We start from the raw sequence: 26,646 nt of genomic DNA, 5'->3' as shown, positions 1-26,646 counted from the left end.
GTCACCTGTGGATAACTATGGCCGGCGGGCATCTCCGGCTGAACAGGCGAAGCAGTCAAGTCGCCGTTCGGTTCCGTCCTTTTTTGGCCGGAAGCGGTCGAAGAATGGGGTAAAAGTCGGCTCTTGGGCCTTGGTGGGATGTACGGCCATTCGCCGTCCGCGGGGTCAGCGGATGATGACGTGGTCGGTGGGGGCGTTCTTGTCGCTCGTCCAGCCGTCGTGGCCCGCGTCGGACTGCCAGTGGCGGCCGGCGTAGCGGATCTCGTGGAGGCCGTAGATCTGGGCGTGAGTGACCGCCCAGGCGGCGACGGCCCAGCCCGCGCGGGCGTTGGTGACCTTGACGCCGTTCCAGGAGTCGGGACGGGACGGGGCGCCGGCGGTGAGCGGGCCCGGGCCGTCCACCTGGAGGCGGGCGCCGAAGGCGCGGCGCATCTCGCGGATGGCGTCGGGGCGGCGCGACGCGGTCTGCTTGTCCGGCGGGTACCAGCAGCGGGCGCCGGCGGGCTGGCGGCCGGTGAACACCTGCGCGAGGAGCTTGCCGTCCGACTCGTGCTGGGCGTAGGCGCTGCCGTCCGCGCTGCGCTGGACGCGCTGCGCCGCGTCGTGCAGGTCGCGGTCGAGGTAGTCCTTGACCTTCACCAGGGCGTCGAAGAACTTGCTCGTGGACTGGACGGGGTCGCGCAGCTTCGCGGGGCTGCCCCAGCCCTGCGACGGGCGCTGCTGGAACATGCCGACCGAGTCGCGGTCGCCGTCGGCGAGGTTGCGGATGTGCGACTCCTGGATCGCCGTGGCGTACGCGATCACCGCGGCGCGTTCGGGCAGCTGCTTGCGGAAGGCCACGGCGGAGATCGTCGAGGCGTTCGCGGCCTGCTGCAGGTCCAGCGGCATCGTGGACGTGCCCGCGGCGGCCTCGCAGCCCGACCCGTGCAGGTAGGGCCGGGCGCGGTCGAACGCGATGTACCCGCCCACGCCCAGCACGAGGACGAGGGCCGCCACGACGTACGGCCAGCGCCGCCGGCGGCGCCCCCCGCCGCCCGAATCCGGCTCGGGCCGCGTCCTCAACCTCGACCAAACAGCCACGCGAAGAAGGTACCGGGAACAGGCCACCAGTAAGCTCAAGGACCATGACCGAAACGTTCACCAGCCCGATCTCCGGGGTGATCGACGAGCTGTGGGAGCGGCGCGCCGAGTTGAGCCCCGAGGACACCGACGCGCGCGCCGCGATCGTGGCGGCCGTCGACAAGCTCGACGCCGGCGAGGCGCGCGTCGCCCGGATCGACCCCGCCACCGACGAGGTGGTCGTCGACGAGCGCGCCAAGCGGTCGATCCTGCTGAGCTTCAAGGTCCTCGGCATGGTGCGTTCCCAGGTCGGAGACTTCCAGTACCACGACCGCATCCCGCTGAAGAGCCGGTTCGACGGCGTCCGCGTGGTGCCGGGCGCGATCGCCCGCTGGGGCGCCTACCTGGCGCCGGGCGTGGTGCTGATGCCGTCGTTCACCAATTTCGGCGCCTACGTCGACTCGGGGACCATGGTCGACACGTGGGCGACCGTCGGGTCGTGCGCGCAGATCGGTAAGAACGTCCACCTTTCGGGCGGTGTCGGGATCGGCGGCGTTCTCGAGCCCCCGAACGCCAAGCCCGTGGTGATCGAGGACGAGGCGATGATCGGCAGCCGCTCGATGATCGTCGAGGGCGCGCGGGTCGGGACGGGCGCGGTGGTCGGGTCCGGGACGAACCTGTCGGCGTCCATGCCGGTCATCGATGTCGAGACGGGTGAGGAGATCAGCCGGGGCCGCATCCCGGACTGGTGCGTCGCCGTCGGCGGCACCCGCTACAAGGAGTTCAAGGGCGGGACGTTCGGGCTTCCGGCGGTGCTCATCCTGAAGCGCCTCGACCCGGGCCAGCGGCACGACAAGGCGTCGTTGAACGACATCCTGCGCGACCACGGCATCAATACGTGAGACCGGCCTCGCTGATCTTCAGGGGACGGTCGGTGAGGACGGCCAGGGACGCGGCGTAGCCGGGGCCCGGGGTCAGGTCGGCGAGGCGGACGGGGGAGACGGCCTTGTCGTCGTCCCAGGAGAGCACCTCGGCGGGCTCGTCCGGGCCGGACACGTGGATGGCCGTCATCGGGGCGGCCAGCCCGTGGCCCGTGGCCTTCAGCAGCGCCTCCTTGCGGCACCAGTAGGCGTGGAAGCCGCGTTTGCGCTGGTCGGCGGGCAACGCGGCGAGGACGTCGCGCTCGGGGGCGCTGAGGACCATCTCGCCGAGCCGGTCGACGTCCCGGTCGCTCTCCTGCTCCACGTCCACGCCGACCTCGGGGCCGTCCGTCAGGACGAGGACGACCCGGTCCGCCGAGTGGGACAGCGAGAAGTCCAGGGTGTGGCCGGGGAGCCGCGGCTTGCCGTGGGAGGCGCCGCAGTGCGGGCAGTCGGTGGTGAACCGGATGTCGCCCGGCGGCAGGCCCGTCGCCTCGGAGAGCACGGTGCGGGCGAGGAAGCGCCCGGTGACGAACCGGGCCTTGTCCTCGTCGCGCATGAACCGCGCGTAGCGGTCGCGCTCACCGGCGTCCAGAAGGTCGCGCATATGCGGTTCGTCCGAGGGGACCGCCCAGTGGACGGCGCATTCCAGCACAGGCATCTCCACGTCCGCGATCATAAGCCGCGTACGCTTGCTGTCCATGCGGCTCGATCTGTTCTCTGACGTGGCGGACCTGACGGCGGCGATCGTCGACATCGAGTCGGTGAGCGGTGCCGAGGGGCCGCTCGCCGACGCCGTGGAGGAGGCGCTGCGCGCGCTCCCGCACCTCGCGGTGGAGCGCGACGGGAACAACGTGATCGCCCGCACGGACCTGGGGCGCGCCGAGCGGGTCGTCCTGGCCGGGCACCTCGACACCGTCCCGCTGAACGGCAACCTCCCGTCCCGTATGGAGGGCGACCGGCTGTACGGATGCGGGACCACCGACATGAAGAGCGGCGTCGCGGTGGCGTTGCGGCTGGCCGCGACCGTGCCCGAGCCCACCCGCGACATCACCTACGTCTTCTACGAGTGCGAGGAGATCGAGGCGGAGCGCAACGGGCTGCGGCGGCTCGCGGCGACCCGTCCCGACCTTCTCGTCGGCGACTTCGCCGTCCTGATGGAGCCGACGGGCGCGCACATCGAGGGCGGCTGCCAGGGCACGATGCGGGTCGAGGTCACCGCGAAGGGGGAGCGGGCGCACAGCGCGCGCGCGTGGATGGGGTCCAACGCCATCCACACGGCCGGTCAGATCCTGGACGTCCTGCGCGCGTACGAGCCGACCCGTCCGGTGGTGGACGGGCTGGAGTACCACGAGGGCCTGAACGCGGTGTTCATCCACGGCGGCGTCGCCGGCAACGTCATCCCGGACGAATGCGTCGTCACGGTCAACTACCGGTTCGCGCCCGACAAGTCGCTGGCCGAGGCGGAGGCGTACCTGCGCGAGGTCTTCGACGGCTTCGAGGTGAAGGTGACCGACGCCGCGTCCGCCGCCCGTCCCGGCCTCACCCATCCGGCCGCCGCCGCGTTCGTGTCGTCGGTCGCGTCCGGAGGCACCGAGGTGCGCGCCAAGCTCGGCTGGACGGACGTGGCGCGCTTCTCCGAGCTCGGGGTCCCCGCCGTCAACTACGGTCCGGGAGAACCCACCCTCGCCCACACCAGGGACGAGTACGTCGAGATGCCGCTGATCGCCGACTGCGAGGCCCGCATGCGCGCCTGGCTCTCCTAGCCCGAGGAGGCTTCCATGGCCCGCAGCACGCCCGTGATCGCGGTGACCGACGGCGAGCTGGACGACCTGCGCTCGCGCCTGCTCGCCACGCGCTGGCCTGCCGCCTGGCCGACCGGCGGCTGGGACGCCGGTACCGACGCCGGCGAACTGAGCCGGCTGATCGGCCACTGGGCCTCCGGCTATGACTGGCGGGCCCACGAGGCCGCGATCAACGCGCTGCCGTCGCACTTCGCCGACATCGACGGCACGCCGGTCCACTACCTGCGCTTCGACGGCGAACGCCCCGGCGCGCTGCCGCTCGTCGCGACCCACGGCTGGCCCAGCTCGTTCCTCGAACTGACCGGACTCGCCGACCGCCTGGCCAACCCGTCGCGGTACGGAGGCGACGCCGCCGACGCCTTCACGGTGATCGTCCCCTCGCTGCCCGGCTTCGCCTTCTCGCCGCAGCGGCCCTCGCTCGACCGCACGGTGCAGACGCACGAGCTGTGGCACCGGCTGATGCACGACGAACTCGGCTTCGACCGGTACGCCGCGCACGGGGGCGACCTGGGCGCCGGAATCAGCGCGCGCCTCGGCGAAGCCCATCCCGAGGCAGTGGTCGGCATCCATGTGCTGGCGGTCGCCGCACCGGCCTCGTACGATCCGTCCAGCCTCACGCCCGAGGAACGGGCCCATCTCGAGGCCGTGGCGGCGTGGAGCGCCGAGGAGGGCGGCTACCAGCACCAGCAGAGCACCCGCCCCCTCACCTTGGGCTACGGGCTGGCCGACTCGCCGGCCGGGCTGCTGGCCTGGATCGTCGAGAAGTACCGCGCGTGGAGCGACAACGGGGGCGACCTGTCGTCCCGCTTCAGCGACGACTTCGTCCTGACCCAGGCGTCGCTCTACTGGTTCACCCGGACCATCTCGACCTCCTTCCGCCCCTACTACGAGTACAGCAAGGGGCTGACAAGGCGTGTGGAACGGGTGGACGTCCCGACGGCCGTCGCGCTGTTCCCGGCCGACATCAGCCGGCCGCCGCGCAGCTGGGCCGAGCGTACCTACAACGTCACCAGGTACACCCGCATGCCTCGCGGCGGGCACTTCGCCGCGCATGAGGAGCCCGGCCTGCTCGCCCGCGACATCACCGAGTTCTTCCGCGCGTACCGGTGACGGCCCTACGCGGCGCGGTCAGGTCTTCAAGCCGCCGGGTCAGATCTTCAAGCCCCCGAGTCAGGTCTTCAGGCCCTTGAGGATGACGTCGGCGTAGAGCTGGTGGGCGCCGGGCGGCGTGTTCGTGACGGCCATCGCCAGGCCGCACATCAGGGCGCGGAACTCGTTGACACCGACGTCGGGGCGCAGCACGCCGGCGGCGTGGGCGCGGTCGAGGAGCGCGGTCACCTTGTCCTGCAGGTCGTGGTTCTGGACGCGCGCGTCATCCTCGAAGAGCTGCCCGACGTCGCCGAAGACCTCGCGCAGCCCCCGGTTGCGGACCATGATCTCGGCGCTGCGGCGGACGAAGAGGACGACCCCGTCCCACGGGTCGGGCTCTTTCAGGGCATCGGCGGCCTTGGCGGCGCCGTCGGCCATCCACTCGGCCGTCAGCTCGTCGATGAGCGCCTGCTTCGTGGGGAAATGCCGGTAGATCGTCCCGACGCCGACACCGGCCCGTTTCGCGATGTCCTCCATCTGGACGTCGTTGCCGCCCTCCTCGAACGCGACGCGGGCGGCGTCCAGTACGCGGCGGCGGTTGCGGCGCGCGTCGGCCCGGAGCGGCCGCGGACTTGACGGGGCGGTGGTCATCCCCTCCAGTCAACCACGAATTGACAAACGGAATCGAGCTTCCGTATCGTCCCCCGAGCACAACCGGAACCGGAATTCGACTTCCACCTAGGAGCCGCGCATGGCCTCCCGGCAGCGGGGGCTCGCCCTCGCCCTGCTCGTCACCGTCCAGTTCGTGCTGGTGCTGGACGCCTCGATCGTCAACGTCGCGCTGCCGTCCATCGGCCGCGCCCTGCACTTCGACCAGGCCGACCTGTCCTGGGTCGGCAACGCCTACACGCTGGCCTTCGGCGGCTTCCTGCTGTTCGGCGGCCGGGTCGCCGACCTCGCCGGACGGCGCCGGATGTTCGTCGCCGGGATCGCGCTGTTCACCGCCGCCTCGCTGGCCGGCGGGCTCGCGCCCGGCGCGGGCGCGCTCGTCGGCGCGCGGGCCGTGCAGGGCCTCGGCGCGGCGCTGGTGGCGCCCGCCGAGTTCTCGCTGATCATGACGCTGTTCACCGACGGCCCGGAGCGCAACCGGGCGCTCGGGCTGTTCGGCGCGATCCTCGGCGGGCTGCTCACCGACTGGCTCGGCTGGGAGGCGGTGCTGTTCGTCAACGTGCCGATCGGCGCCGCCGCGATCGCGCTCGCGCCCGTCCTGCTGCCCGAGGCGCGCGACCGGACGGTGCGCGGCTTCGACCTGCTCGGCGCCGCGGCGGTCACCGGCGGGCTCGCGCTGCTGGTCTACACGCTGGTGGACGCCAACAACGCCGGCTGGGACTCGGCGCGCACCTACCTGCGCGGCGCCGGCGCGGTCGTGCTGCTCGTCGCGTTCGTCGCGATCGAGGCGCGCGTGCGGCACCCGCTCGTCCCGCTCGGCGTCTTCCGGAGCCGGTCGCTGCGCGGCGGCAACCTCGCGGCCGTCCTCGCCACGATGGCGGTCTTCCCGATGTTCTACGTCATGACCCTCTACCTCCAGCAGGTCAAGGGGTACGGGCCGATCCGGGCGGGGCTCGGGCAGCTGCCCGTCGCGGTCACCATGGCGTTCGGCGCCGGGGCCGGGTCCCGGCTGGTCACCCGGTTCGGCGCGCGGGCACCGCTGGCCGCCGGGCTCGCCACCGTCGCGGCCGGCCTGGCCTGGTTCGCCCGGATGTCGGCGACCGGCCACTATGCCGTGGACGTCCTCGGCCCCGCGCTCGTCATGGGGATCGGCGGCGGGCTGATGTTCGTGTCGGTCACCGTCGCGGCCACCGCGGGGGCGTCGGCGGAGGAGTCCGGCCTCGCGTCCGGGCTGATCAACACCACCCAGCAGGTCGGCGGCGCGCTCGGCCTGGCCGTGGTGGTCGCGGTGTCCACCGCCGCCACCCGGCACTCCTCCGCGCGGGTCCCGGTGGTCGCGCTCACCGACGGCTTCCAGGCCGGCATGCTGGCGTCGGCCGGGGCCGCACTGGTCGCGGCGCTGGTCGCGCTGCTGCTCGTGCCCGGCCGTCCGGCGGACGAACCGGAAGGGAAGCCCGTAACCGCACCGTCGCCGAGCCGATCCGAAATCGGCGGCTGACGATCGGCGGGCCGCACTACCGTGGCCCCATGACACGCGAAGTGAATCCCCGGACGCGCCGGCAGCAGGGGCCGGCCACACTGCGCGGACGCGCCGTCCCGCAGACCACCACCGACCAGCGGCTGCTGGACAGCCGCGGCCCGGTCGACTGGGTGCACGCCGACCCGTGGCGGGTGCTGCGGATCCAGGCGGAGTTCGTCGAGGGGTTCGGGCTGCTGGCGGAGCTGCCGAAGGCGGTCAGCGTCTTCGGCAGCGCCCGCACCAAGCCGGGGTCGCAGGAGTACGAGATGGCCGTGGACATCGGCGCCCGGCTGCACGACGCCGGCTACGCGGTGATCACCGGCGGCGGCCCGGGGATCATGGAGGCGGCCAACAAGGGCTGCGACGAGAACGGCGGCCTGTCGGTCGGGCTCGGCATCGAGCTGCCGTTCGAGCAGCGGCTGAACGACCACGTCGACATCGGGCTGGAGTTCCGCTACTTCTTCGTCCGCAAGACGATGTTCGTGAAGTACTCGCAGGCGTTCGTGGTGCTGCCCGGCGGGTTCGGCACGCTGGACGAGCTGTTCGAGGCGATCACGCTCGTCCAGACCAAGAAGATCACCCGGTTCCCGATCGTGCTGGTCGACACCGAGTTCTGGGGCGGACTGATCGACTGGGTGCGCGCGACGATGCTGCCGTCCGGCAAGATCTCCCCCGAGGACATGGAGCTGATCCACCTCACCGACGACCCCGACGAGGTCGTCAAGGTCATCGTGGACGCGCACATCGAGCAGGAGCGCCGCCTGCAGGAGCAGGCCGCCGTCGAGGTCGCCGCCGAGCAGGGCGTCGACGGCACCTGACCCCCCTCGCCGCCGTCGCGGGCGCCCCCCGGGCACCCGCGACCGGCGGCCGCCGCCAGGCGGTGCCCGCGACAGGCGGCCGCCGCTAGCCGAACACCGTGCCGCCGTTGACGGTGAGGGTCTGGCCGGTGATGAACGCGGCGCGGTCCGAGGCCAGGAACGCGACGGCCTCGGCGACGTCGGCGGGGACGCCGAGATGGCCGAGCGGCACCCGGGCGACGTACTCCTCGCGCGCGCCGGGGCCGATGGAGCCGTGCCGGTCGGTCGGGATCCAGCCGGGCGCGACGGAGTTGACGGTGATCCCGTACGGGCCGAACTCGCGGGCCCAGCTGCGGGTCAGCCCGAGCTGGGCGGACTTGGCGGCGACATAGGCGCTGGAGTGGGCCGGCCCCAGCGCGACGACGTCCGAGCCGATCTGCACGATGCGGCCGAACCGGCGCTCCCGCATGCCCGGCAGCGCCTTGCGGACGAGCAGCAGCGGGCTCTTGACGAAGAATTCCAGTTGATCGAGGACATCGCGCCAGGACAGTTCCTCGACGGGCAGGTCCGGCTGTGGTCCGGTGGCGTTCAGTACCAGAATGTCGAGGCTTCCGAACGTCGCCGTGACACGGTCGTGCAATTCGCCGGCCTCGGTCTCGTCGGTGATGTCGGCGCGGAAGAGTTCAGCGCGCCCGCCCGCTTCGGTTATTCGCGTGCGCAGCGCCTCGGCGGCGCCGTGGTCGCGCAGATAATTGATCGCGACGCGGGCGCCGTCGCGGGCCAGCGCGGCCGAGATCGCGCCGCCGAGTCCGCGCGACGCGCCGGTCACCAGGGCCGTCCGCCGGCCGGCGGAGGGTGCCTCCCGCATCCGTCCACCCTCCACGTCGTGTTGTGATCAAGGCTCTCACCGGCCATGACGCCGATCAGTGGCCGGAACGGCGCGCCGGCGCGGCGCCCCTGTCGATCATCGTACCCGCGGGCGCGGCGGCCATGCCGCGGCGCCGCTCGCCCGGTCTTTTCCCTCTTGGTCCGGCCCCGCGCGACATCGGGTGATATTTCCCTTGGACCGTCGAATGCAATATCAAGGCTTTACCTAACGCACGGTTTTGCCGCCCGGGCCCGGCGGCGGGTTACCATCTTCTTCCCTGACGTCGATACCGCTCGGGATCTGAACTCAATTAACATCGGAGCACGGGCCGCACCGATGAGCTTTCCCGGTAGGCCGCGCCCCGTCATACCTTCAAACGAGATTTACCTTCGCCGGTCGATGCCGCCGTGTTCCGCGGGTCGCCGGGCTCCGGCGACGCATTGGGCGCGGACCGCGCGGCCCCGCACGGGACCGCGCGCCGGCCACACCGATGCCGATCACAAATGTCGACCACGGAACAAGGGAGGACTGCCATGACGTACGTGGTGCCCTACAGCGGTATCTCGAACCGGCTGGGCGAGGAGGAGATCAAGGCCGTCGGCGAGGCGCTGCGGCAGGACACGCTGGCGATGGGACCGCGCGGAAAGGAGTTCGAGCGGCTGCTCGCCGAGCGCCTCGGCTCGCCGCACGCGCAGGCGACCAGCTCCTGCACGACCGCGCTGTTCCTGGCCGCCCAGGTGCTCGAGCTGCAGCCGGGCGACGAGGTGATCACCACCCCGCAGACGTTCTGGGTGACGACCTGGCCGCTGCAGGCGCGCGGCGTCGTCGTCAAGTTCGCCGACGTCGACCCCGACACCCTCAACATCGACCCGACGACCATCGAGCCGCTCGTCACCGAGAGGACCAAGTCGATCTGGGTCGTGCACTTCGGCGGCCAGGCCGTCGACATGGACCCGGTCATGGAGATCGCGCAGCGGCACGGCCTCACCGTCGTCGAGGACTGCGCGCACGCCGCCGGCGCCACCTACAAGGGCCGCGCCCTCGGCACCATCGGCGACATCGGCTGCTTCAGCTTCCACTCGCTGAAGAACATGACCACCGGCGAGGGCGGCGCGTTCGTCACCCGCCACGACCGCTACGCCGAGATGGCGCGCGCGCTCGGCACCATCCACAACTACGGCGAGATGGTCGAGCGCGACGACCAGCGCATCGGCCCGCACGCGCAACCGGGCTACTACAAGGACGCGCACGTGCTGCGCTCCTACACCCACGACTACGCCGGCGGACGCTACCTCGTCGGCAACAACTTCCGGATGAGCGAGCTGAGCGCCGCGCTCGGCGTCGTCCAGCTCGGCAAGCTCGACCGGCTCAACGGCCGGCGCCGGGAGATCGCGCACCGCCTCGACGACGGGCTCAACGGCGTGCGGGGCATCGGCGTCCAGTCCGAGAAGCCCTACGCCCACCACGTCTACCACCTCTACACGTGCTTCTACGACCCCGAGGTCGTCGGCGCCCCGAAGGACGACTTCATCCGCCATCTGCAGGAAAAGGAGGGGATCGAGATCGTCATCCGGTACTTCCCGATCCACTTGCTCCCGGAGTTCCGGGCGCTCGGACACCGCTACGGGGAGTGCCCGGTCGCCGAGAAGACCTACTTCGAGCACCAGATCCAGCTGCCCATCTACGACCACCTCACCGACGCGCAGGTGGAGCACATGATCGCCGCGGTGCGCCGCGGCGTCGCCGAACTCGGCGGGGGCCGCTGACCCGGCCCCGCGCGTCCGCACACAACCCCCTCGTGCGCCCGGCAGGGTGCACATGACGTCTGGAGCCTCACCATGGGCAAGACAACGAACGGTTCACGCCCCCAGAGGAAGGTCGTCGCCGTCACCGGCGGCGCCGGCTTCGTCGGGAGCAATCTCGTGGCCCGGCTGGTCGACGACGGCAACGAGGTCGTCGTCGTCGACCTGGCCCAGCCGGCACCGGAGCTGGGCGCCCTGCCGGGCGTCCAGCACCGGCGCGCGGACCTGCGCGACTACGGCGAGACGCTGCTCGCACTGCGCGGCGTCGACGTCGTCTACCACCTGGCGGGCAACGCCAGCGGCACCCTGTCCGTCCAGAACCCGAGGTTCGACTTCCAGGTCAACGGCCTCGGCACCTGCAACGTCGGCAACGCCTGCGTGGAGAACCAGGTCGGGCGGCTGGTGTACATGTCCTCGGCGATCGTCTACGGCACGCCGCAGGCGTTCCCGATGACCGAGGAGCACCCGATCGCGCCGTTCCTGCCGTACGGGGCGTCCAAGCTGTCCGGCGAGCTGACGCTGCGCAGCCTGCACGACGCCCTCGGCCTGCAGGTGATGATCGCCCGGTCGTTCGTGGTGTACGGGCCCGGCGAGGACCCGCGCACCGCGGGCGGGGAGGTGTCGCAGTTCCTGCGCTGGCAGCTGAACGAGCTGCCGATCCCCGTCGTCGGCGACATCGACCGCAAGACCCGCGACTTCGTGCACGTCGCGGACGTCGCCTCGGCCCTGATCACCATCGCCGAGAACGGGGTGCCGGGGGAGGTCTACAACATGGGCAGCGGACGCGAGGTGTCCATGCGGGCCCTCGCCGACGCCGTCGCGGTCGCCACCGGCAAGCCGTCCCGGCTCAAGCCGGACGAGTCGGAGCTGGCCGACAGCTTCCGGCTGGTGGCCGACATCTCCAAGCTGCGCGGAATCGGGTACGAGCCGAAGATCACGCTCGCGGCGGGCCTGAAGTCGCTCGCCGAGCACCTCGGCCCGTTCCCCGAGCTGCCCAGCGTCACCGTCGCCTTCAGCCGCGAGCCCGCCGTCCAGGCGTGACCGCCGCCCCGCAGGCGTCTCCTGCACCGGCCGATCCGGCGTAGGAACGTTCCAAGAAATTCACTCCCGACGGCCCGCGCGAGCGTGCCCGGCACCGGCCGGCGCGCCGATCGCGCGGGCCCTCGGTTCGAGCCCGCGCCCGCCGGCCCCGAGCGGCGGCCCTGCGGCGGGCCGAGCACCGCACCCACACCCCAGGGGAGTCGAGCATGCCCAGAAGCAGGACACGAGGCGGGCCCCGCGCGGGCACCGACGACGCCGGCGCCGGCCCCCACCAGCCGCCGCACGTCGCCCGCGGCCGGGCCGCGCTCGCCGCCGTCGGCGCGATCCTCTTCGCCAACGGCGCCGCGTTCTCCACCTGGGCCGCCCGGGTGCCCGACGTGCGGGACGCGCTGGAGCTGTCGCCCGGCCAGCTGTCGATCGCGCTGACCGGCCTGGCCGCCGGCGCCTTAGCGGGACTGCCGCTGGCCGGGCTGCTGATCGCCCGGCTCGGCAGCCGGCGCATCCTGGCCGGCGCCGGCATCTACCTCGGCGCGCTGCCGCTCGTCGCGCTGGCCCCGCGGCTGAGCTGCCTGACCGGGGCGCTCACCGTGTTCGCCGTCGCCAACAGCGTCGTGGACGTCGCCATGAACACCCAGGGCGCCCTCGCCGAACGGCTCGGCTCCCGCCCGCTGATGGGCGGCTTCCACGCCATGTTCAGCCTCGGCGGCGTCACCGGCGCGGCGGCCGGCGGCCTCGCGGCGCACGCCGGGCTCAACCCCGAGACGCATTTCCTGCTGGTCGCCGTGCTGCTGTCGACGCTGTGCGCCGTCGCGACCGCGTTCCTGCCGCCCGACGTGCGGAACGCCGGCGGCCCCGGGCCGTCGGTGGCCCGTCCCGGCCGCGGCGTGTGGACGCCCGGCCTGGTGGCGTTCTGCGCCCTGATGGGGGAGGGGACGGTGAACGACTGGGGGTCGGTGTACCTGCGCGACGTCGCCGGCGCGCCGCCCTGGCTGGCGGCCGCCGGGTTCGCGGTGTTCTCCGCCGGGATGGTGGTCGGGCGGCTCGCCGCCGACCGGATCCGCGCCCGCACCGGCTCGCACCGGTTCCTGTTCGGCTGCGCGACGCTCGCCGCGACCGGCGCCGTGGTCGCCCTCGCGCTGCCGTTCACCTGGACGAGCCTGGCCGGGTACGCGCTGATCGGGCTCGGGCTGGCCGCCGTCGTGCCGGTCACCTTCAGCCATGTGGCGCGGCGCGCGCCCGGCGCGCCCGGGCCCGCGATCGCCGCCGCGTCCACCATCGGCTACGTCGGGTTCCTGGCGGGGCCGCCGATCATCGGCGCGCTCACCGGGACCGCCGGGCTGCACGCGGTGATGGTGGTCTTCCTCGCCCTGATGATCGTCGTGGTGGCGCTCGCGCCGCGGCTGCGCGAGGACTTCGCCGAGTAGGCGCCTTCTAGAGTGGGCACCGCCCGTCCCCGACCGTGAAAGGCGTGCGCCATGTCCCTGGCCGTCTGCGTGTTCTGCTCCTCCAGTGCCAAGATCGACCGGCGGTACGTCGACCTCGCCGCCGAGGTCGGGGACGAGCTGGCCCGGCGCGGGCACAGCCTGGTCAGCGGCGGCGGCCGGGTCTCCTGCATGGGCGCCGTCGCCCGCGCCGCCCGGGCCGGCGGCGCCCGCACCGTCGGGGTGATCCCCGAGGGGCTGGTCGACCTGGAGGTGTCCGACGACCAGAGCGACGAGCTGGTCGTCACGCCCGACATGCGCAGCCGCAAGGGCGAGATGGACCGGCGCAGCGACGCGTTCCTGATCCTGCCGGGCGGCATCGGCACGCTGGAGGAGCTGTTCGAGATCTGGACGGCCCGGACGCTCGGCATGCACGACAAGGCGGTGGTGATCCTCGACCCGACCGGGGTGTACGAGCCGCTCCGCGAGCTGATGAAGGGGCTCACCGAGCAGGGGTTCGCCCGGCCGAAGATCTGGGACGCCATCGGCTGGACGGCCTCGGTGTCCGAGGCGTTCGATCTGCTGGAACGGTCCCAGCCGAAGATCGGGATGAGCGTCGAGGACTACGCCGAGGCCGAGCTGTGAACCCCGCCGGCGGTCGCCGGGACCAAGATTGTCCTGGGGGTTTGCCGTCCGGCAGATGATCGTTCACCCCCGGTTCAGCGCCGGCCGCGACGCTCCTGCGTGATCCCCTCATGCTGAAGGAGACCGCACATGTCCGTGACCCGTCGCGGTGTCATGAAAGGCGGCGCGGCCGGCGCGCTGTCCATCGCCCTGGCCGGAAGCCTCGATTCGGTCTTCCAGACCTCCGCGGGCGCCGATACCGGTGAGGCCTACGGCTACGGCCCGCTGATCCCCGACCCCAAGGGCGTTCTCGACCTGCCCAAGGGCTTCTCGTACAAGACGCTGTCGACCGAGGGCGACCCGATCTCCGACGGGGTCGTCGTCCCGGGCCACCACGACGGCACGGCCACCTTCCCCGGCGGCAAGCCGGGGAACACGCGGCTCGTCCGCAACCACGAGCAGAGCAACAACGGCACCCGCGCCGTGGCGCCCGCCGCGCTCACCTACGACCCGGCGGCCAACGGCGGCACCACCACGCTGGAGGTCGACAAGGACGGCAACCTGCTGTCGCAGTACGTGAGCCTGGCCGGGACGTCCACCAACTGCGCCGGTGGGCGCACCCCGTGGGGCACCTGGCTGAGCTGCGAGGAGACGGAGGGATTCAGCGCGCAGACCAAGAGCCACGGCTGGGTCTTCGAGGTCGACCCCAACGGCAAGCGCACCAAGCCGGTCCCGCTGACCGCGCTCGGCCGCTTCGCCCACGAGGCCGTCGCCGTCGACCCCGACACCCTCACCGCCTACCTGACCGAGGACGCCGCCGGCCCGTTCGGGCTGCTCTACCGGTTCCGCCCGCGCGCACACCGCGGCGACTACCACGCCTACATGCAGGGCGGGCGGCTGGAGGCGCTGAACGTCCGGGGCGTCCCGGACCTGTCGATCGTCCAGGAGCCGGGCACCAAGCTGCACTGCCGCTGGGTGGCCGTGCCGGACCCGTCGGCGAAGACCGAGTCGACCCGCAAGCAGTTCGACACCATCACCCGCAGCCAGAAGCTCGAAGGCGCCTGGTGGGGGCACGGCAAGGCGTACTTCGTCTGCTCCTTCTCCCACAAGGCCGACGGCGGCGCCGCCGACCACGCCGGGCAGGTCTGGACCTACGACCCGCGCACGAACGAGATCGAGCTCCAGCTCGTGTTCAAGCCGGGCGGCACGTTCGACGGCCCGGACAACATCACCGTCTCCCCGTACGGCGGCGGCGTGATGCTGGCCGAGGACGGCGACGGCGAGCAGCACCTCGTCGGCACCACCAAGGCCGGCAAGCCGTTCGCGATGGCCCGCAACGCCCTCAACGGCAGCGAGTTCACCGGCGTCACGTTCTCCCCGGACGGCAAGATCCTTTTCGCCAACCGGCAGGAGGGCCCCGGCGTCACGTTCGCGATCACCGGTCCCTGGCACAAGCTCCGCGCCTGAGCCCCGGCACCACCGGAACCCGGGTGTCGGGGAAGTCCCGGCACCCGGAGCCCTGTCAGCAGGGCAGCGGCACTGCGTCGAGCTACGCGAGGCCGCGGCGGGCGACCGCCGGGGGGCGGGTGCCGCGGATCGAGGCGACCATGTCGAGGACCTGGCGGACGCCGTCCGCCTGCGGCGGCGGCACGCGGAACACGCTCGCGCCCAGCCAGGCGTAGACCGACGCCGCGGCCATCAGCCCGGGGTCGGGCTCCGCCGCGTCCGACTCCAGCGTCACCAGGACGGCGCCGGACGGCCCGGCCCGCTCCACCAGCTCGCTCACCCGGGCCGCAGGCGGCGCCGTACCCGCGTCCACGGTCCCGTCCGGCGCCGGTTCCGGGCCGGTCAGGATGGTGCTCTCCCGCGTCCCCGCGCCGTGCTCGTGCAACCCCATGGGCCCAAGCGTGGCACGATCGGGGGTGGGGAGTCGCCAGGAGATCGGAGCGAGATGGTGGTCGTGGTCTTCGTGCTGGCGGGCCTGGCCGTGCTGGGCTCCGTCGTCGTGCTCGCGATGGGCCGGGGCGGCGAGCTGACCGAGACGCATCCCGACCATCCGCCGCTGCCGCTCGGCGGCGGCCGGCACGTCGCGCCGCGGGACGTCGTCTCGCTGCGCCTGCCCCGCGCGTTCTGGGGGTACCAGGCGCCCGTGGCGGACCAGGCGCTCCGCGATCTCGCCCGCGCCCTCTCCGAGCGCGACGCCCGCGTGGCCGCGCTGGAGCGGCAGCTCGACGACCTGCGCCACGGCGCCTCGGTGGCGCCCGAGCCCGAGCGCATCGGCGCGCTGCACGGGCTCCAGGACCCGCGCCTCCCCGAGCAGGAGGCCCCGCCGGCCCGGCTGCGCAAGGATCCGGAGCCGCAGGAGGCGGAGGACGAGCCGGAAACGGGCAAGGACGGTCCATGGAAAATTCCGTGAGCCGCGTCGCCGTGCACGCCGAAGCGTTCTCCGACGCCCCGCCGAAGCGGGTCTTCGAGGTCCTCACCGACTGGCCCCGGCACGCCGAGTGGATGCCGTTCACCCGCGCCGAGGGCGGCCGCGAGATCGGCGCCGAGTTGCGCGCGTGGACGGGCGTCGGCCCCGTCGGCTTCCTCGACACCATGGTCGTCACCGACTGGCGGGACGGCCGCTTCGTCGCCGTCCGGCACACCGGGCGCGCGGTGCGCGGCGAGGCCTGGTTCGAGGTGCTCCCGTACGGCAAGGGCGCCCGGGTGGTGTGGGCGGAACGCGTCGACCTGCCCCTCGGCGTCCTCGGCCGCGCCGGATGGCTCGTCGCGGGCCCGGTCGTGAAGGCGTTCATGACCCTCGGCCTGCGCAGGCTCGCGGCGCTGTCGGCTCGTTCCTGACGGCGGCCGTTCCCGCCGGATTCGTTCTGTCGGTGGCATGAGGTAGAACGGGCCGGTGAGCATCGCGATCCGAGGCGAGGACGGGCTGGCCCGCTGCCCCTGGGGGCTGTCGACCCCCGACTACGTCGCCTACCACGACGAGGAGTGGGGCCGTCCCGTCCGCGACGACCAGGGCCTGTACGAGCGGCTGTGCCTGGAGGCGTTCCAGTCGGGGCTGTCCTGGCTGACGATCCTGCGCAAGCGGGAGGGCTTCCGCGCCGCGTTCTGCGGCTTCGACCTCGAGAAGGTCGCCGCGTTCGGGTCCGAGGACGTGGAGCGGCTGATGGCGGACGCGTCGATCGTCCGCAACCGCGCGAAGATCGATGCGGCGATCAACAACGCCCGCGCCGCCCTCGACCTGCCCGACGGCCTGGCGGCCACCGCCTGGCACTACGCCGATCCCGGCGCCCCCGGCTATGCCGACATGTCCGACGTCCCCGCCTATACCGACAACTCCAAGGCCCTCGCCAAGGAACTGAAGCGGCACGGCTTCCGCTTCGTCGGCCCCACCACCGCCTACGCCCTCATGCAGGCGTGCGGCCTCGTCGACGACCACCTGCTCGACTGCCACCGCCGGGGCGCGTACTCCTGACGCGCCCCGGAACGGCGGGCTCCGTCAGCGGTCACTCCGCCTTGGCGGCCTCCAGGACCGGGACGGCGGCGGCGCGGCGCGCCGGGAGCGCCGAGGTCGCGAGGGTGACGGCCGCGGCGCCGGCGGCGACGAGGACGAACAGCCACCAGGGCGCGTCCGGCCGCAGGAACGAGCTGCCGGTCCCGATGTGCAGCAGGACGACGGTGCCGACGGCCGAGCCGATGCCGAGCAGGCCGCCGAGCAGCACGACCGTGGCCGCCTCCCAGCGGACGATCGCCCGGATCTGCGCCACCGTCGCGCCGACCGCGCCGAGCAGCCCGAACTCGCGGGTCCGTTCCGCCACGCTCATCGACACCGTGGTCGCCATCCCGAACAGGGACAGCAGGAGCGCCATGCCGATGAACCCGTAGATCACCCGCATCCCCTTGGTCATCGAGCTCGACGCCGTCTTCACGTAGGCGCCCCTGTCCATGACCTTGGTGCCGGGGACGCCGGCGATCGCGCGGGACAGCGCGTCCGCCGAGCCGCCGCTGACGAGGATCGCCTGGGCGGTGGCGTCCGGGTCGAGGCGGTCCATGGTGGACGGGGCGACCAGCGCGCCGTCGGCGAACAGGTGGGACGGGTCGTGGTAGGCGCCCGCGACGGTCAGCGGAATGCGGCCCCGCGCGCCCCGCACGACGATCCGCTGGCCCTTGTGCAGGCCGTTCGCCTTCATGACCGTGGACGTGAGGCCGATCTGGCCGTCGCGCAGGGGCGGCAGGTGCCCGCCGAGGCGCAGGACGGACGGCAGCGCGGCCTGATCCACGCCGGCCACGGTGACGTAGGGCGATGTGGAGTCGTCGTCACCATGGTGTTTCGGCAACGGCGAGACGAGCTTGACGCTGGACGTGGTGAGGGCGGCGGCGTGCGCGACGCCGGGCACGGCGGCGGCCTTCGCGGCGAGGTCGCGGGGGAGCGGCGCCGGGCCCTCCGAGGTGCGGCCGGTCGCGGCGATCGCGTGATCGGCCCGCATGACCTGCCGTCCGGCCTCGCCGAACCGGCCGTTCGCCGACATCACCACCATCGCGGTGGCGCCGACGAGCGCGACGCCGAGCATCAGGGACGAGGCGGCGGACGAGACGCGACGCGGGCTGCGGGTGATGGTGGCGCGGGCGAGGCGTCCGGCCTCACCGCTGACGGCCATCCCGACCCGTCCGACCAGGCCGCCGAGCGGCCCGACGAAGAACGGGGCGAGGACGGCGAGGGCCGCGACGGTCGTCATGGAGCCCATCAGGATCAGCACGGACGTCCCGGCGGTGCGGTCCGGTCCGGGCGGCTCCTCGGCGCGGATCGCCCAGACGGGGCCGAAGAACGCCCACGCGAAGGCGAAGACCGCGAAGGCGCCGGCGAGGCGGGGCCAGCGGCGGCCGGTCGCGTCGTCGGTGCTCGCCGCCCGGAGCGCCTGCATGGGGGAGATGCGCGCCGCCTTCCGCGCGGCCCGCCACGCGGCGAGCTGGGTGACGAGGACCCCGACGGCGGCGGGGACGGCGAGCGCGATCCAGCCGTACTGCGCGTCGGCGGCGGTGATGTCGAAGCCGTCCTGGGCGAACAGCCTGGTCAGCAGGCCGGAGATGGCGTAGCCGAGCAGCACCCCGCCCGCCGACGCGACGACCCCGAGGACGAGCGCCTCCAGCCGGATCAGCCGTTTGATCTGCCGCGGGGTGGCGCCGATCGCGCCGAGCAGCGCCAGCCGCCGGGTCCGCTGCCGGACGAGGGTGCCGAAGGTGTTCGACACCACGAACAGGCCGACGAACACCGCGATGGACGAGAGCATCCCGATCGCGCCACCGATGGACGCCCCCGCCTCCTGAAGGTCGGCGGACTGCGCGTGCCGCACGGTGCCCGCCGTCCGGACCGTCGCGGCGGACCCGAACTCCCGTGACAGCTCGCGGCTCAGCTTGGCCGGCTCGACGCCGGGCGCGGCCTTCACCCAGGCGGTCTGCCAGGTCCCGGCGGGCAGCCCGGCGGCCTGCCGCACCGTGGCGGGCGGCGCGAGCAGCAGGTCGCCGCTCGCGACGGCGCTGTGCCCCTGGACGCTGACGATCCCGACGACCTTCATCGTCCGGGTCTGCCTCGGCAGCAGCACGGTCATCGCGTCGCCGGTGCCCAGCTTCCCGGCGCGGGCGGCGTGCCGGGTGAGGGCCACCTCGCCGTCGGCGGCGGGCGCGCGCCCCGACTCCAGGTGGTACGGGTTCAGCGCGGGGACGGACGTCCAGGGCCGCAGCAGCGTCCGCGCCCCGGCCGGCGGCATGATCGTCTTGTGGTCCGGGCCGCTCGCGGTCACCGGGACCGAGGCGTCCCCGGCCGCGGCGGCGACGCCGGGACGCCCGGCGACCTTCGCGAGGGCCACCTGCCCGTCCGGCACCGCGTACGGGTCGTCGGCGTCCACCGAGCCGCCCTGGACGAGCACGTCCGCGCGGGAGTACTCGCTGGCGTCGCTGCCGGACACCGCCTCCTGCGCCCGCAGCGTGAACTGCAGCGAGCCCGCGATCAGGCCGATGGAGAACAGCGCCGCGAGCATCGTGGCGGCCAGCCGCAGCCAGCCCTCGGCGAACGAGCGCCGCGCGATGAGCCACACGGGGATCAGCCCTCCATCCGGCGCATCACGGCGTGCACGCGGTCGATGGTGGGCGCGGCGAGCTCGTGGACGATCGTCCCGTCGGCGAGGAACAGCACCCGGTCGGCGTGCGCGGCGGCGGCCGGGTCGTGCGTCACCATGATCACGGTCTGGCCGTAGGAGTCCACCGCCGAGCGCAGGAACCCCAGCACCTCCGCGCCCGAACGCGAGTCCAGGTTGCCGGTCGGCTCGTCGGCGAACAGCACCTCCGGCCGCGTCAGCAGCGCCCGCGCCACCGCGACGCGCTGCTGCTGGCCGCCCGACAGCTCGCTCGGCCGGTGGTCCAGGCGGTCGCGCAGGCGCAGCGCGTCCACGATCGTGTCGAACCACCGCCGGTCCGCGCGGCGGTTCCCGAGCCGCCCGGTCAGCCGGATGTTCTCCTCCGCCGTCAGCATCGGCAGCAGGTTGAACGACTGGAACACGAACCCGAGCCGGTCGCGGCGCAGCCGGGTCAGCCTCGTCCGCGACAGCCCGGTGATCTCCACGCCGCCGATCTCCACCGAGCCGGACGTCACCGTGTCCAGCCCGGCCAGGCAGTGCAGGAACGTCGACTTGCCCGAGCCGGACGGCCCCATGATCGCGGTGAACTGGCCGCGGGCGAACGACGCCGAGACGCCGCGCAGCGCCGTCACCGCGCCGTCGCCCGTCCCGTACGACTTCACCAGCCCGGACGCGACGGCGACATGGTCGCGGACGTGTCCGGCGGGCGGCGCGGCGGATCGTTGTGTCATGCCCTCAAGCCAACCGCCCAGGGCCCTCCCGCCACATTGGCGCGCACTCCAGAAACGGGGGTGGGGGCACCCCCACCCCCGTCCAGGAGGAACCCCTAGCGCCCCTCGAAGGTGGGCTGCTCCTTCTTGAGGAACGCCTCCGTGGCGTTCTGGTGGTCGGCGGTCGCCGCGCACTCGTCCTGGAGCTCGGCCTCGCGCTCCAGCGCGGACGCCAGGTCATGCGAGGCCGCGTGGTCGAGGGCCGCCTTCACCGCCGCGTACGCCACCGTCGGCCCCGCCGCGAGCCGCCGGGCCAGCTCCACCGCCGCGGGCGCCAGCTCGTCCGCCGGGACGACCCGGTTGACCAGCCCCAGCTCCAGCGCCTCGGGCGCCTTCACCGGCTCCCCGAGCAGCAGCAGCTCCGCCGCCTTCGCCCGGCCGACCAGCCGCTGCAGCGTCCACGACATGCCGCTGTCGGGCGCCAGCCCGATCCCGGTGAACGCCGTCGCGAACCGCGCCTTGTCCGAGGCGACCGCGAGGTCGCAGGCGAACGCCAGCGCCGCCCCCGCGCCCGCGGCGACCCCGTTCACCGCCGCGACCACCGGCTTCGCCATGCCCGCGAGCGCCAGCACGATGGGGTTGTAGTGCTTGGTGACCGTGCCGTCCAGCCCCCTGCCGGCCGCCAGGTTGTCGCCGTGCTCGCGCAGGTCCTGCCCGGCGCAGAAGGCCCGCCCCGCCCCGGTGAGGATCACCGCGCGGGCCGAGGCGTCCGCCGCCGCCCGCCGCACGGTCTCCAGCAGCGCGCCCTTCATCTCCGCCGTCAGCGAGTTCATCGCGTCCGGGCGGTTCAGTGTGATTGTTCCCACACTCTCGGTCACGTCGTACAGCACGGTCTCAGACATGCGGTGCCCTCCCGGTCGGCGCTAGATCTTCCCCGGCCACCCTCGACGAACCGGGACGCGGCGGGCAAGGGCCGCGCCGATCCCGTACACCCGCGGTGACCGTCCCGTGCCCCACCGGCCCCCCTTCCGCCTCGCTTCCGCGGCCCCGTCCCGCACCGGCCGAACAGCACCGCACACCCCCTCCCGCCTGCCGTCTTCCGATCTGGAGGCTGATCGTTACCACTTCGCGCCCAGGAGACGAGATAATGGACCACTACTGATGACGCGGATGCGACAGGCGGCCACGCGGCCAACGGTGCCCGGAGGCTCCAAACGGCCCCGAGCGGGGCCTTTAGGCAGGAAGGGGATGCACGCATGGCGGCGATGAAGCCGCGGACGGGAGACGGTCCGCTCGAAGTGACCAAGGAGGGGCGCGGAATCGTCATGCGTGTCCCGCTCGAAGGCGGCGGCCGCCTGGTGGTCGAGCTCTCCGCCGACGAGGCCAAGGAACTGGGCGAGGCCCTCAAGGGCGTCGTGGGCTGACGGCTCCGCCGATCCCGGCCTTCCGGGCGAGGGTCCCGGCCGCACCGCCGGGACCGTCGCCCGTCCCGACCACCGAAACCCGGCGAAAGCTCAGCTCAGGGGGGACCTGCCGCCATGCCCATCGAGACCCGCATCCACGCTGCCGGCGGCACCGTGACCGGCACCGCGGTCGACCTCGGGGCGGAGGCGGTGGCGGTCCCCGTCCGGTCGGGCCCCGTGGCCCCGGACGCGGAGGTCGCCGCCTCCCTGCCGTTCACCCTGGACGAGCTGCTGGCCCTGCACAACGCCAAGGGCGAGGCGGGCGAGATCGTGGCCGCCCCCGTGCGGGTCGGCGACCGGGTCCGCGAGCTGCTGCTGTACGGGGTGGGCGAGGCGTCCCCCGCCGACCTGCGCAAGGCCGGCGCCGCGCTGGCCCGCCGGGGGCGCGGCCGCGCCGCCCTCGTCGCGGGCGTCCCTGCGGGCGATCTCGCCGCCTTCGCCGAGGGGGCGCTGCTGGCCTCCTACGAGTTCCGGATCGGCGCCGCCGCGCCCAAGCGCCCGCTCGGCACCCTGGCCGTGCTGACCGAGGCCGGGCCCGGTTCGGACGCGCCCGCGATCGAGCGGGGCACCGCGCGGGCCCGCGCCACCGCCCTCGCCCGCGACCTCGCCAACACCCCGTCCAGCGAGAAGGACCCCTCCTGGCTGGCCGCGCGGGCCGAGCAGGTCGCCGCCGAGGCCGGCCTGACCGTCCGGGTCCGGGGCGAGAAGGAGCTGGTCGAGGGCGGTTTCGGCGGCCTGCTGGCGGTCGGCTCCGGCTCGGCGCGGCCGCCCCGCCTGATCGAGCTGTCCTACACCCCCGAGGGGGCGCCCGACCGGCACGTCGTGCTCGTCGGCAAGGGGATCACCTTCGACAGCGGCGGCCTGTCGCTCAAGCCGAACGACGGCATGAAGACCATGAAGACCGACATGGCCGGCGGCGGCGTGGTCATCGCCGTGATGAGCGCGCTGCGCGGCCTCGGCGTCCGCGCCCGCGTCACCGGCCTGGTCGCCGCGGCCGAGAACATGCCGTCCGGCTCGGCGATGCGGCCCGGCGACGTGATCTCCCACTTCGGCGGCACGACCTCCGAGGTGCTGAACACCGACGCCGAGGGGCGGCTCGTCCTCGCCGACGCGCTCGCCTACGCCGACGCCGAACTCGACCCCGACGCGGTCGTGGACGTCGCGACGCTCACCGGCGCCGCCAAGGTCGCGCTGGGCCTGCGGCACGGCGCGCTGTTCAGCAACGACGACGCCCTCGCCGCGGCCCTGACCGCCGCCGGTTCCGCGGCGGGCGAGCCGCTGTGGCGGCTGCCGCTCGTCGACGACTACCGCAAGGGGATCGACTCCGACGTCGCCGACGTCGCCAACATGGGCCGCGGCGGCTTCAACGGCGGCGCCATCGCGGCCGCCCTGTTCCTGCGCGAGTTCGTCGGCGACCGCACCTGGGCCCACCTGGACGTCGCCGGACCGGGCCGCGCCACCGCCGACGACGCCGAGATCACCCGCGGCGCCACCGGCTACGGCACCCGCCTCCTGCTGGACTGGCTCACCGCCTGACCACCTGGTGTGGCGGGCCCGCCGCCTGACTACTTGGTGCGGCGGTCGATGACGGGGACGCGGCGGCGCCGCCGGGCCTCCTTGACGATCTTGGGGAGCTGTGCGTCCCAGCCGGGGCCGACGGCGAAGCACCACGGCACGGCCGCTGCCGTCGCCGGGACGTCCCGCATCGTCAGCGCCACCAGGACGGGCCGGTCGGACGTGCGGGCCATCTCCACCAGCTCCGGCGTCGTCAGGAAGACCACGTAGTCCTGCTCGCCGCGGCGGGTGCCGGGGACGCCGCGCCGCAGCGCCGTGATCGCCGCCACGTCGTCCCACGGCAGGAGGCGCCCGGACCGGCGGGGGAGCGGCCAGGGCGCCGGCCGCCGCACCCCCGAGGCGTCCAACTCCAGGACGGGGCGGCGCGTGGCCAGCCCGCCGAGCGAGACGGCGAGGCCCGCGCCGAACAGCAGGAAGCCGGCGACGCCGATCACCATGAACGCGATGCTGCCGACGCCCGCGCCGCGGATCACGCCGCCCGCGACGAACCCGATCGACGCCACGAACAGGATCACGAAGGCGGTGAGCCGCCAGATCGTCCGCCACGTCACGCGGTCGCGCACCGCGAACGCTTCGGCGGGCACGGCGGGCCCGGCGGGCTCCTCGGCGGTGGTCACGGCGGGCTCTCCGGCGGCGTCGCGCGTCTCGCTGCGGTCCATGGACGCGCTAGTCGCGCTTCACCGCGCACAGCAGGCCGTCGCCCACCGGGACGAGCAGCGGGACGAGCCGCTCGTCCTCGCGGACGGCCCGGTGCACCTCGCGGATCGCCTCGGTCTCGGGGTCGCGGGCGTTCGGGTCGGCGACCCGGTCGCCCCAGAGCGCGTTGTCGAACGCGACCACGCCGCCGGGGCGCAGCAGCCGCAGCGCCGCCGTCAGGTACTCGGGGTACTCGTGCTTGGCCGCGTCGCAGAAGACCATGTCGTAGGCGCCGTCGGTGAGCCGCGGCAGCACCTCCAGCGCCGGACCGATGATCATCCGGGTGCGGAACGCGGCGAGCCCCGCGTCGCGGTAGGCGAGCTTCGCCAGCCGCTGGTGCTCGGGCTCGATGTCGACGCTGGTCAGCACCGCGTCCTTCGGCATCCCGCGCATCAGGTACACGCCGGACACCCCGCAGCCCGAGCCGACCTCGACGACCGTCCGGGCGCCCAGCAGGGTGGCCAGGAAGCGCAGCGCGGCGCCGCCCGCCGGCCCGATCGGGGTGGCGCCGATCTCGTGGCCGCGCCGCCGGGCCTCCAGCAACGGCTCGTCTTCGGGGAGGAAATCCTCCACGTAGGCCAGGGTGGCCTGAATGGCGTCGATGGCTGCCTCCTCGCGGGACCCCCGCCTGGCTCATGCTGGTAAGACCATATCGCTGACCGGGAACCATCCGGAGTTCCAGCGCGTTGCAGCAGACGTAAGCACCCGCCGTCAGGTGGGTGGAACCACGAGCACCGAACCGGTCCAGAACCGCCCCAGCCCAGGCGAGACCGTGCCGTTCCAAGGCGAACAGTCTTGGCTCACCAGAGAGGAACAGCCCGGCACCATGGGAGTCGCAGCACTGAGTTTTAGAGGCGCTGTGGGGGTCGGCCCCAGGCAGGGGCTGGGAAACGCCGCGCGCGAGAACGCCCCCGAGGCCGAATGGGCGCCGCCGTCGTGGGACGAGGTCGTCCGCGAGCACTCGGCGCGCGTGTACCGCCTCGCCTACCGGCTCACCGGCAACCAGCACGACGCGGAGGACCTCACGCAGGAGGTCTTCGTCCGCGTGTTCCGCTCGCTGTCGAACTACACGCCCGGCACGTTCGAGGGCTGGCTGCACCGGATCACCACGAACCTGTTCCTCGACATGGCGCGGCGCCGCCAGCGCATCCGCTTCGAGGGACTCGCCGACGACGCCGCGGAGCGGCTGCAGGGCCGCGAGCCCACGCCCGCGCAGGCGTTCGACGACACCAACTTCGACGCCGACGTGCAGGCGGCGCTGGACGCGCTGGCCCCCGAGTACCGCGCGGCCGTGGTGCTGTGCGACATCGAGGGGCTGTCCTACGAGGAGATCTCCGCCACCCTGGGCGTCAAGCTCGGCACCGTGCGCAGCCGCATCCACCGGGGGCGGGCGCAGCTGCGGGCCGCGCTGGAGCACCGGGCGCCCATGCGGCGCCGCCCCGGCACCCGCAACGACTGGCAGGCCGCCGAGGCCGCCGCGACGGAGGAGCGGGCCGATGGGGAGGTCTCCGGCGCCGGTGGCGTTCGGGCGACCGGCGGTGACGGGGCCGGCGGCCTTCGCGGGGCACGGCCGCAGCCGGAGGGCGTGTAGCGCGCGCGGGGCAGCGGGGCCGCGCGCGGGGAAGATCGGAACGAACAGGGGCGTCATGACCAGGCGTAACGAGGGTGTCCATCCGGCTGCGGCCGGGGCGCACGGGGGGACCTCCCTGCGTGAGGAGGCCGTGTGAGCTGCCTTGGTGAGCGCCTGACCGCTCTGATCGACGACGAACTGGACCCCGCCGAGCGCGACCGCGTGCTCTCCCACCTCGCCGGCTGCGCCGGCTGCCGGGCCGAGGCCGACGAAGTGCGCCGGGTCAAGGGGCGGCTGCGCGGCCTGACCGCGATCCCCGCCTCCGACGGCGCCGACGACCTGCCGACCGGCGACTTCCTGAACCGGCTCCGCGCCATGGCCGCCGACCCCGGCCCCACCCCGCCGGAGCCGCCCGCGGCGACCCAGCCGATGCGCCCGGTGCCGCCCGCCCGGCCGCTGCGGTCGGCGTCCCGCCCGCTGCGGTCCGCCCCGTCCGGCCGGCCCCGCGACGGCCGCCCCGCGGCCCGCGCCACCGGCCTCTCCCGCGACCGCCGCCGCTACCTCGTGGTCGGCGCCGCCACCCTGTTCATCGGGCTCGGCACCGCCTCCTACGCGGCCGGCGGCCGCGAGCAACCGCCGACCGTCACGCCCGCCTTCGACCGGTTCGCCGTCGAGCACGCGCTGACCACCGGCGACGCGCCCGTCACCGACCCGCTCACGGACCCGGCGAACCAGATCAAGACCGCTCCGGGGCCGTGACCGGGACCCCCTCGACGGCCTGCCACCGCCGGGGACGGCGCCGCACCGTCATCGCCGGCGGGCTCGCGGGCGCGCTGGCGCTGGCCGGGCGGCTGGCCGCCGACCCCGCCGCGGCCCGCCGCCCGCGC

Annotated in this window: 27 protein-coding genes; 17 read left to right on the top strand and 10 right to left on the bottom strand. The window is 73.6% G+C overall.

Going from position 1 to position 26,646, the window contains the following annotated elements:
- Nucleotides 1–165: 165 nt before the first annotated feature.
- Nucleotides 166–1,080, bottom strand: a complete 915-nt coding sequence (locus tag ABD296_RS41595) for a hypothetical protein (RefSeq protein ID WP_344281189.1) — start codon at nt 1,078–1,080, stop codon at nt 166–168.
- 44 nt (nt 1,081–1,124) lie between these two features.
- On the opposite strand from ABD296_RS41595, the gene ABD296_RS41590 reads away from it, so the two are divergent.
- A complete protein-coding gene (locus ABD296_RS41590; protein WP_344281186.1) occupies nt 1,125–1,961 on the top strand; it encodes a 2,3,4,5-tetrahydropyridine-2,6-dicarboxylate N-succinyltransferase in 837 nt (278 codons plus the stop codon).
- On the opposite strand, the gene ABD296_RS41585 is transcribed toward ABD296_RS41590, so the two are convergent.
- A complete protein-coding gene (locus ABD296_RS41585) occupies nt 1,951–2,640 on the bottom strand; it encodes a 4'-phosphopantetheinyl transferase family protein (protein WP_344281195.1) in 690 nt (229 codons plus the stop codon). The two genes, ABD296_RS41590 and ABD296_RS41585, sit on opposite strands and share 11 nt — an antisense overlap.
- Nucleotides 2,641–2,680: 40 nt before the next feature.
- Between ABD296_RS41585 and dapE the strand changes: the two genes are divergently transcribed.
- Together dapE and ABD296_RS41575 are read left to right on the top strand one after the other, a co-directional pair.
- Nucleotides 2,681–3,745 (top strand): succinyl-diaminopimelate desuccinylase, encoded by a 1,065-nt coding sequence (gene dapE, locus ABD296_RS41580; protein WP_344281183.1) that lies wholly within the window; start codon nt 2,681–2,683, stop codon nt 3,743–3,745.
- A 15-nt stretch (nt 3,746–3,760) separates the two neighbouring features.
- Nucleotides 3,761–4,894 (top strand): epoxide hydrolase family protein, encoded by a 1,134-nt coding sequence (locus ABD296_RS41575; protein WP_344281181.1) that lies wholly within the window; start codon nt 3,761–3,763, stop codon nt 4,892–4,894.
- 60 nt (nt 4,895–4,954) lie between these two features.
- Here the strand turns inward: ABD296_RS41575 and ABD296_RS41570 are convergent, their stop codons facing one another.
- Nucleotides 4,955–5,524: a TetR/AcrR family transcriptional regulator gene (locus tag ABD296_RS41570; protein ID WP_344281178.1), complete on the bottom strand. Its 570-nt coding sequence runs from the start codon at nt 5,522–5,524 to the stop codon at nt 4,955–4,957.
- A 100-nt stretch (nt 5,525–5,624) separates the two neighbouring features.
- Here ABD296_RS41570 and ABD296_RS41565 point away from each other — a divergent pair, with 100 nt between their 5' ends.
- Together ABD296_RS41565 and ABD296_RS41560 are read left to right on the top strand one after the other, a co-directional pair.
- Nucleotides 5,625–7,040: an MFS transporter gene (locus ABD296_RS41565; protein WP_344281175.1), complete on the top strand. Its 1,416-nt coding sequence runs from the start codon at nt 5,625–5,627 to the stop codon at nt 7,038–7,040.
- Nucleotides 7,041–7,069: 29 nt separating this feature from the next.
- The gene (locus ABD296_RS41560) at nt 7,070–7,879 is read left to right on the top strand and encodes an LOG family protein (RefSeq protein WP_344281171.1); all 810 of its coding nucleotides are present in this window, start codon (nt 7,070–7,072) and stop codon (nt 7,877–7,879) included.
- Between the two features lie 85 nt (nt 7,880–7,964).
- On the opposite strand, the gene ABD296_RS41555 is transcribed toward ABD296_RS41560, so the two are convergent.
- Nucleotides 7,965–8,726: an SDR family NAD(P)-dependent oxidoreductase gene (locus tag ABD296_RS41555; RefSeq protein WP_344281168.1), complete on the bottom strand. Its 762-nt coding sequence runs from the start codon at nt 8,724–8,726 to the stop codon at nt 7,965–7,967.
- A 533-nt stretch (nt 8,727–9,259) separates the two neighbouring features.
- Between ABD296_RS41555 and ABD296_RS41550 the strand changes: the two genes are divergently transcribed.
- From ABD296_RS41550 to ABD296_RS41530, 5 genes are all read left to right on the top strand, one after another.
- A complete protein-coding gene (locus tag ABD296_RS41550) occupies nt 9,260–10,492 on the top strand; it encodes a DegT/DnrJ/EryC1/StrS family aminotransferase (RefSeq protein ID WP_344281164.1) in 1,233 nt (410 codons plus the stop codon).
- A 72-nt stretch (nt 10,493–10,564) separates the two neighbouring features.
- Entirely contained in the window at nt 10,565–11,569 is a 1,005-nt protein-coding gene (locus ABD296_RS41545; RefSeq protein ID WP_344281162.1) for an NAD-dependent epimerase/dehydratase family protein, read from the top strand.
- Between the two features lie 206 nt (nt 11,570–11,775).
- The gene (locus ABD296_RS41540; RefSeq protein ID WP_344281160.1) at nt 11,776–12,993 is read left to right on the top strand and encodes an MFS transporter; all 1,218 of its coding nucleotides are present in this window, start codon (nt 11,776–11,778) and stop codon (nt 12,991–12,993) included.
- Nucleotides 12,994–13,044: 51 nt separating this feature from the next.
- Nucleotides 13,045–13,635 carry an LOG family protein gene (locus tag ABD296_RS41535; protein ID WP_344281157.1) on the top strand — a complete coding sequence of 197 codons (591 nt, stop codon included), beginning with the start codon at nt 13,045–13,047 and terminating at the stop codon, nt 13,633–13,635.
- A 129-nt stretch (nt 13,636–13,764) separates the two neighbouring features.
- Nucleotides 13,765–15,081 (top strand): alkaline phosphatase PhoX, encoded by a 1,317-nt coding sequence (locus ABD296_RS41530; RefSeq protein ID WP_344281153.1) that lies wholly within the window; start codon nt 13,765–13,767, stop codon nt 15,079–15,081.
- A gap of 82 nt (nt 15,082–15,163) precedes the next feature.
- Here the strand turns inward: ABD296_RS41530 and ABD296_RS41525 are convergent, their stop codons facing one another.
- Complete coding sequence (locus ABD296_RS41525; protein WP_344281150.1) at nt 15,164–15,511, bottom strand: hypothetical protein; 348 nt, start codon at nt 15,509–15,511, stop codon at nt 15,164–15,166.
- 54 nt (nt 15,512–15,565) lie between these two features.
- Here ABD296_RS41525 and ABD296_RS41520 point away from each other — a divergent pair, with 54 nt between their 5' ends.
- Genes ABD296_RS41520 through ABD296_RS41510 form a run of 3 tightly spaced genes read left to right on the top strand, consistent with a single transcriptional unit; the run spans nt 15,566 to nt 17,089 of the window.
- A complete protein-coding gene (locus ABD296_RS41520; RefSeq protein ID WP_344281147.1) occupies nt 15,566–16,030 on the top strand; it encodes a hypothetical protein in 465 nt (154 codons plus the stop codon).
- Complete coding sequence (locus ABD296_RS41515; RefSeq protein ID WP_344281144.1) at nt 16,015–16,458, top strand: SRPBCC family protein; 444 nt, start codon at nt 16,015–16,017, stop codon at nt 16,456–16,458. The genes ABD296_RS41520 and ABD296_RS41515 overlap by 16 nt, the downstream gene beginning before the upstream one ends.
- 55 nt (nt 16,459–16,513) lie before the next feature.
- Nucleotides 16,514–17,089 (top strand): DNA-3-methyladenine glycosylase I, encoded by a 576-nt coding sequence (locus ABD296_RS41510; protein ID WP_344281141.1) that lies wholly within the window; start codon nt 16,514–16,516, stop codon nt 17,087–17,089.
- 31 nt (nt 17,090–17,120) lie between these two features.
- Here ABD296_RS41510 and ABD296_RS41505 read toward each other — a convergent pair whose 3' ends face one another.
- From ABD296_RS41505 to ABD296_RS41495, 3 genes are all read right to left on the bottom strand, one after another.
- On the bottom strand, nt 17,121–19,706 hold the full coding sequence (locus tag ABD296_RS41505; protein WP_344281138.1) for an FtsX-like permease family protein: 2,586 nt from the start codon (nt 19,704–19,706) through the stop codon (nt 17,121–17,123).
- Nucleotides 19,707–19,711: 5 nt separating this feature from the next.
- Nucleotides 19,712–20,476: an ABC transporter ATP-binding protein gene (locus ABD296_RS41500; protein WP_344281136.1), complete on the bottom strand. Its 765-nt coding sequence runs from the start codon at nt 20,474–20,476 to the stop codon at nt 19,712–19,714.
- A gap of 95 nt (nt 20,477–20,571) precedes the next feature.
- Nucleotides 20,572–21,357, bottom strand: a complete 786-nt coding sequence (locus tag ABD296_RS41495; protein ID WP_344281133.1) for an enoyl-CoA hydratase-related protein — start codon at nt 21,355–21,357, stop codon at nt 20,572–20,574.
- A 354-nt stretch (nt 21,358–21,711) separates the two neighbouring features.
- On the opposite strand from ABD296_RS41495, the gene ABD296_RS41490 reads away from it, so the two are divergent.
- Together ABD296_RS41490 and ABD296_RS41485 are read left to right on the top strand one after the other, a co-directional pair.
- On the top strand, nt 21,712–21,879 hold the full coding sequence (locus tag ABD296_RS41490; RefSeq protein ID WP_083946426.1) for a DUF3117 domain-containing protein: 168 nt from the start codon (nt 21,712–21,714) through the stop codon (nt 21,877–21,879).
- Between the two features lie 114 nt (nt 21,880–21,993).
- Nucleotides 21,994–23,454, top strand: a complete 1,461-nt coding sequence (locus tag ABD296_RS41485) for a leucyl aminopeptidase (RefSeq protein ID WP_344281117.1) — start codon at nt 21,994–21,996, stop codon at nt 23,452–23,454.
- A 29-nt stretch (nt 23,455–23,483) separates the two neighbouring features.
- On the opposite strand, the gene ABD296_RS41480 is transcribed toward ABD296_RS41485, so the two are convergent.
- Both ABD296_RS41480 and ABD296_RS41475 read right to left on the bottom strand, forming a co-directional pair.
- Nucleotides 23,484–24,152 (bottom strand): hypothetical protein, encoded by a 669-nt coding sequence (locus ABD296_RS41480; protein ID WP_344281114.1) that lies wholly within the window; start codon nt 24,150–24,152, stop codon nt 23,484–23,486.
- Nucleotides 24,153–24,159: 7 nt separating this feature from the next.
- Nucleotides 24,160–24,762 carry an O-methyltransferase gene (locus ABD296_RS41475; protein WP_344281111.1) on the bottom strand — a complete coding sequence of 201 codons (603 nt, stop codon included), beginning with the start codon at nt 24,760–24,762 and terminating at the stop codon, nt 24,160–24,162.
- A 286-nt stretch (nt 24,763–25,048) separates the two neighbouring features.
- Between ABD296_RS41475 and sigE the strand changes: the two genes are divergently transcribed.
- Together sigE and ABD296_RS41465 are read left to right on the top strand one after the other, a co-directional pair.
- Nucleotides 25,049–25,780, top strand: coding sequence for an RNA polymerase sigma factor SigE (gene sigE, locus ABD296_RS41470; protein WP_407061571.1), 732 nt, complete (start codon nt 25,049–25,051; stop codon nt 25,778–25,780).
- A 132-nt stretch (nt 25,781–25,912) separates the two neighbouring features.
- Nucleotides 25,913–26,518 (top strand): anti-sigma factor family protein, encoded by a 606-nt coding sequence (locus ABD296_RS41465; protein WP_344281108.1) that lies wholly within the window; start codon nt 25,913–25,915, stop codon nt 26,516–26,518.
- Nucleotides 26,519–26,646 lie beyond the last annotated feature (128 nt).

The organism is Actinomadura napierensis, assembly GCF_039529375.1.
GTDB lineage: Bacteria > Actinomycetota > Actinomycetes > Streptosporangiales > Streptosporangiaceae > Spirillospora > Spirillospora napierensis.
This window is presented reverse-complemented; position numbering and strand designations above follow the sequence as displayed.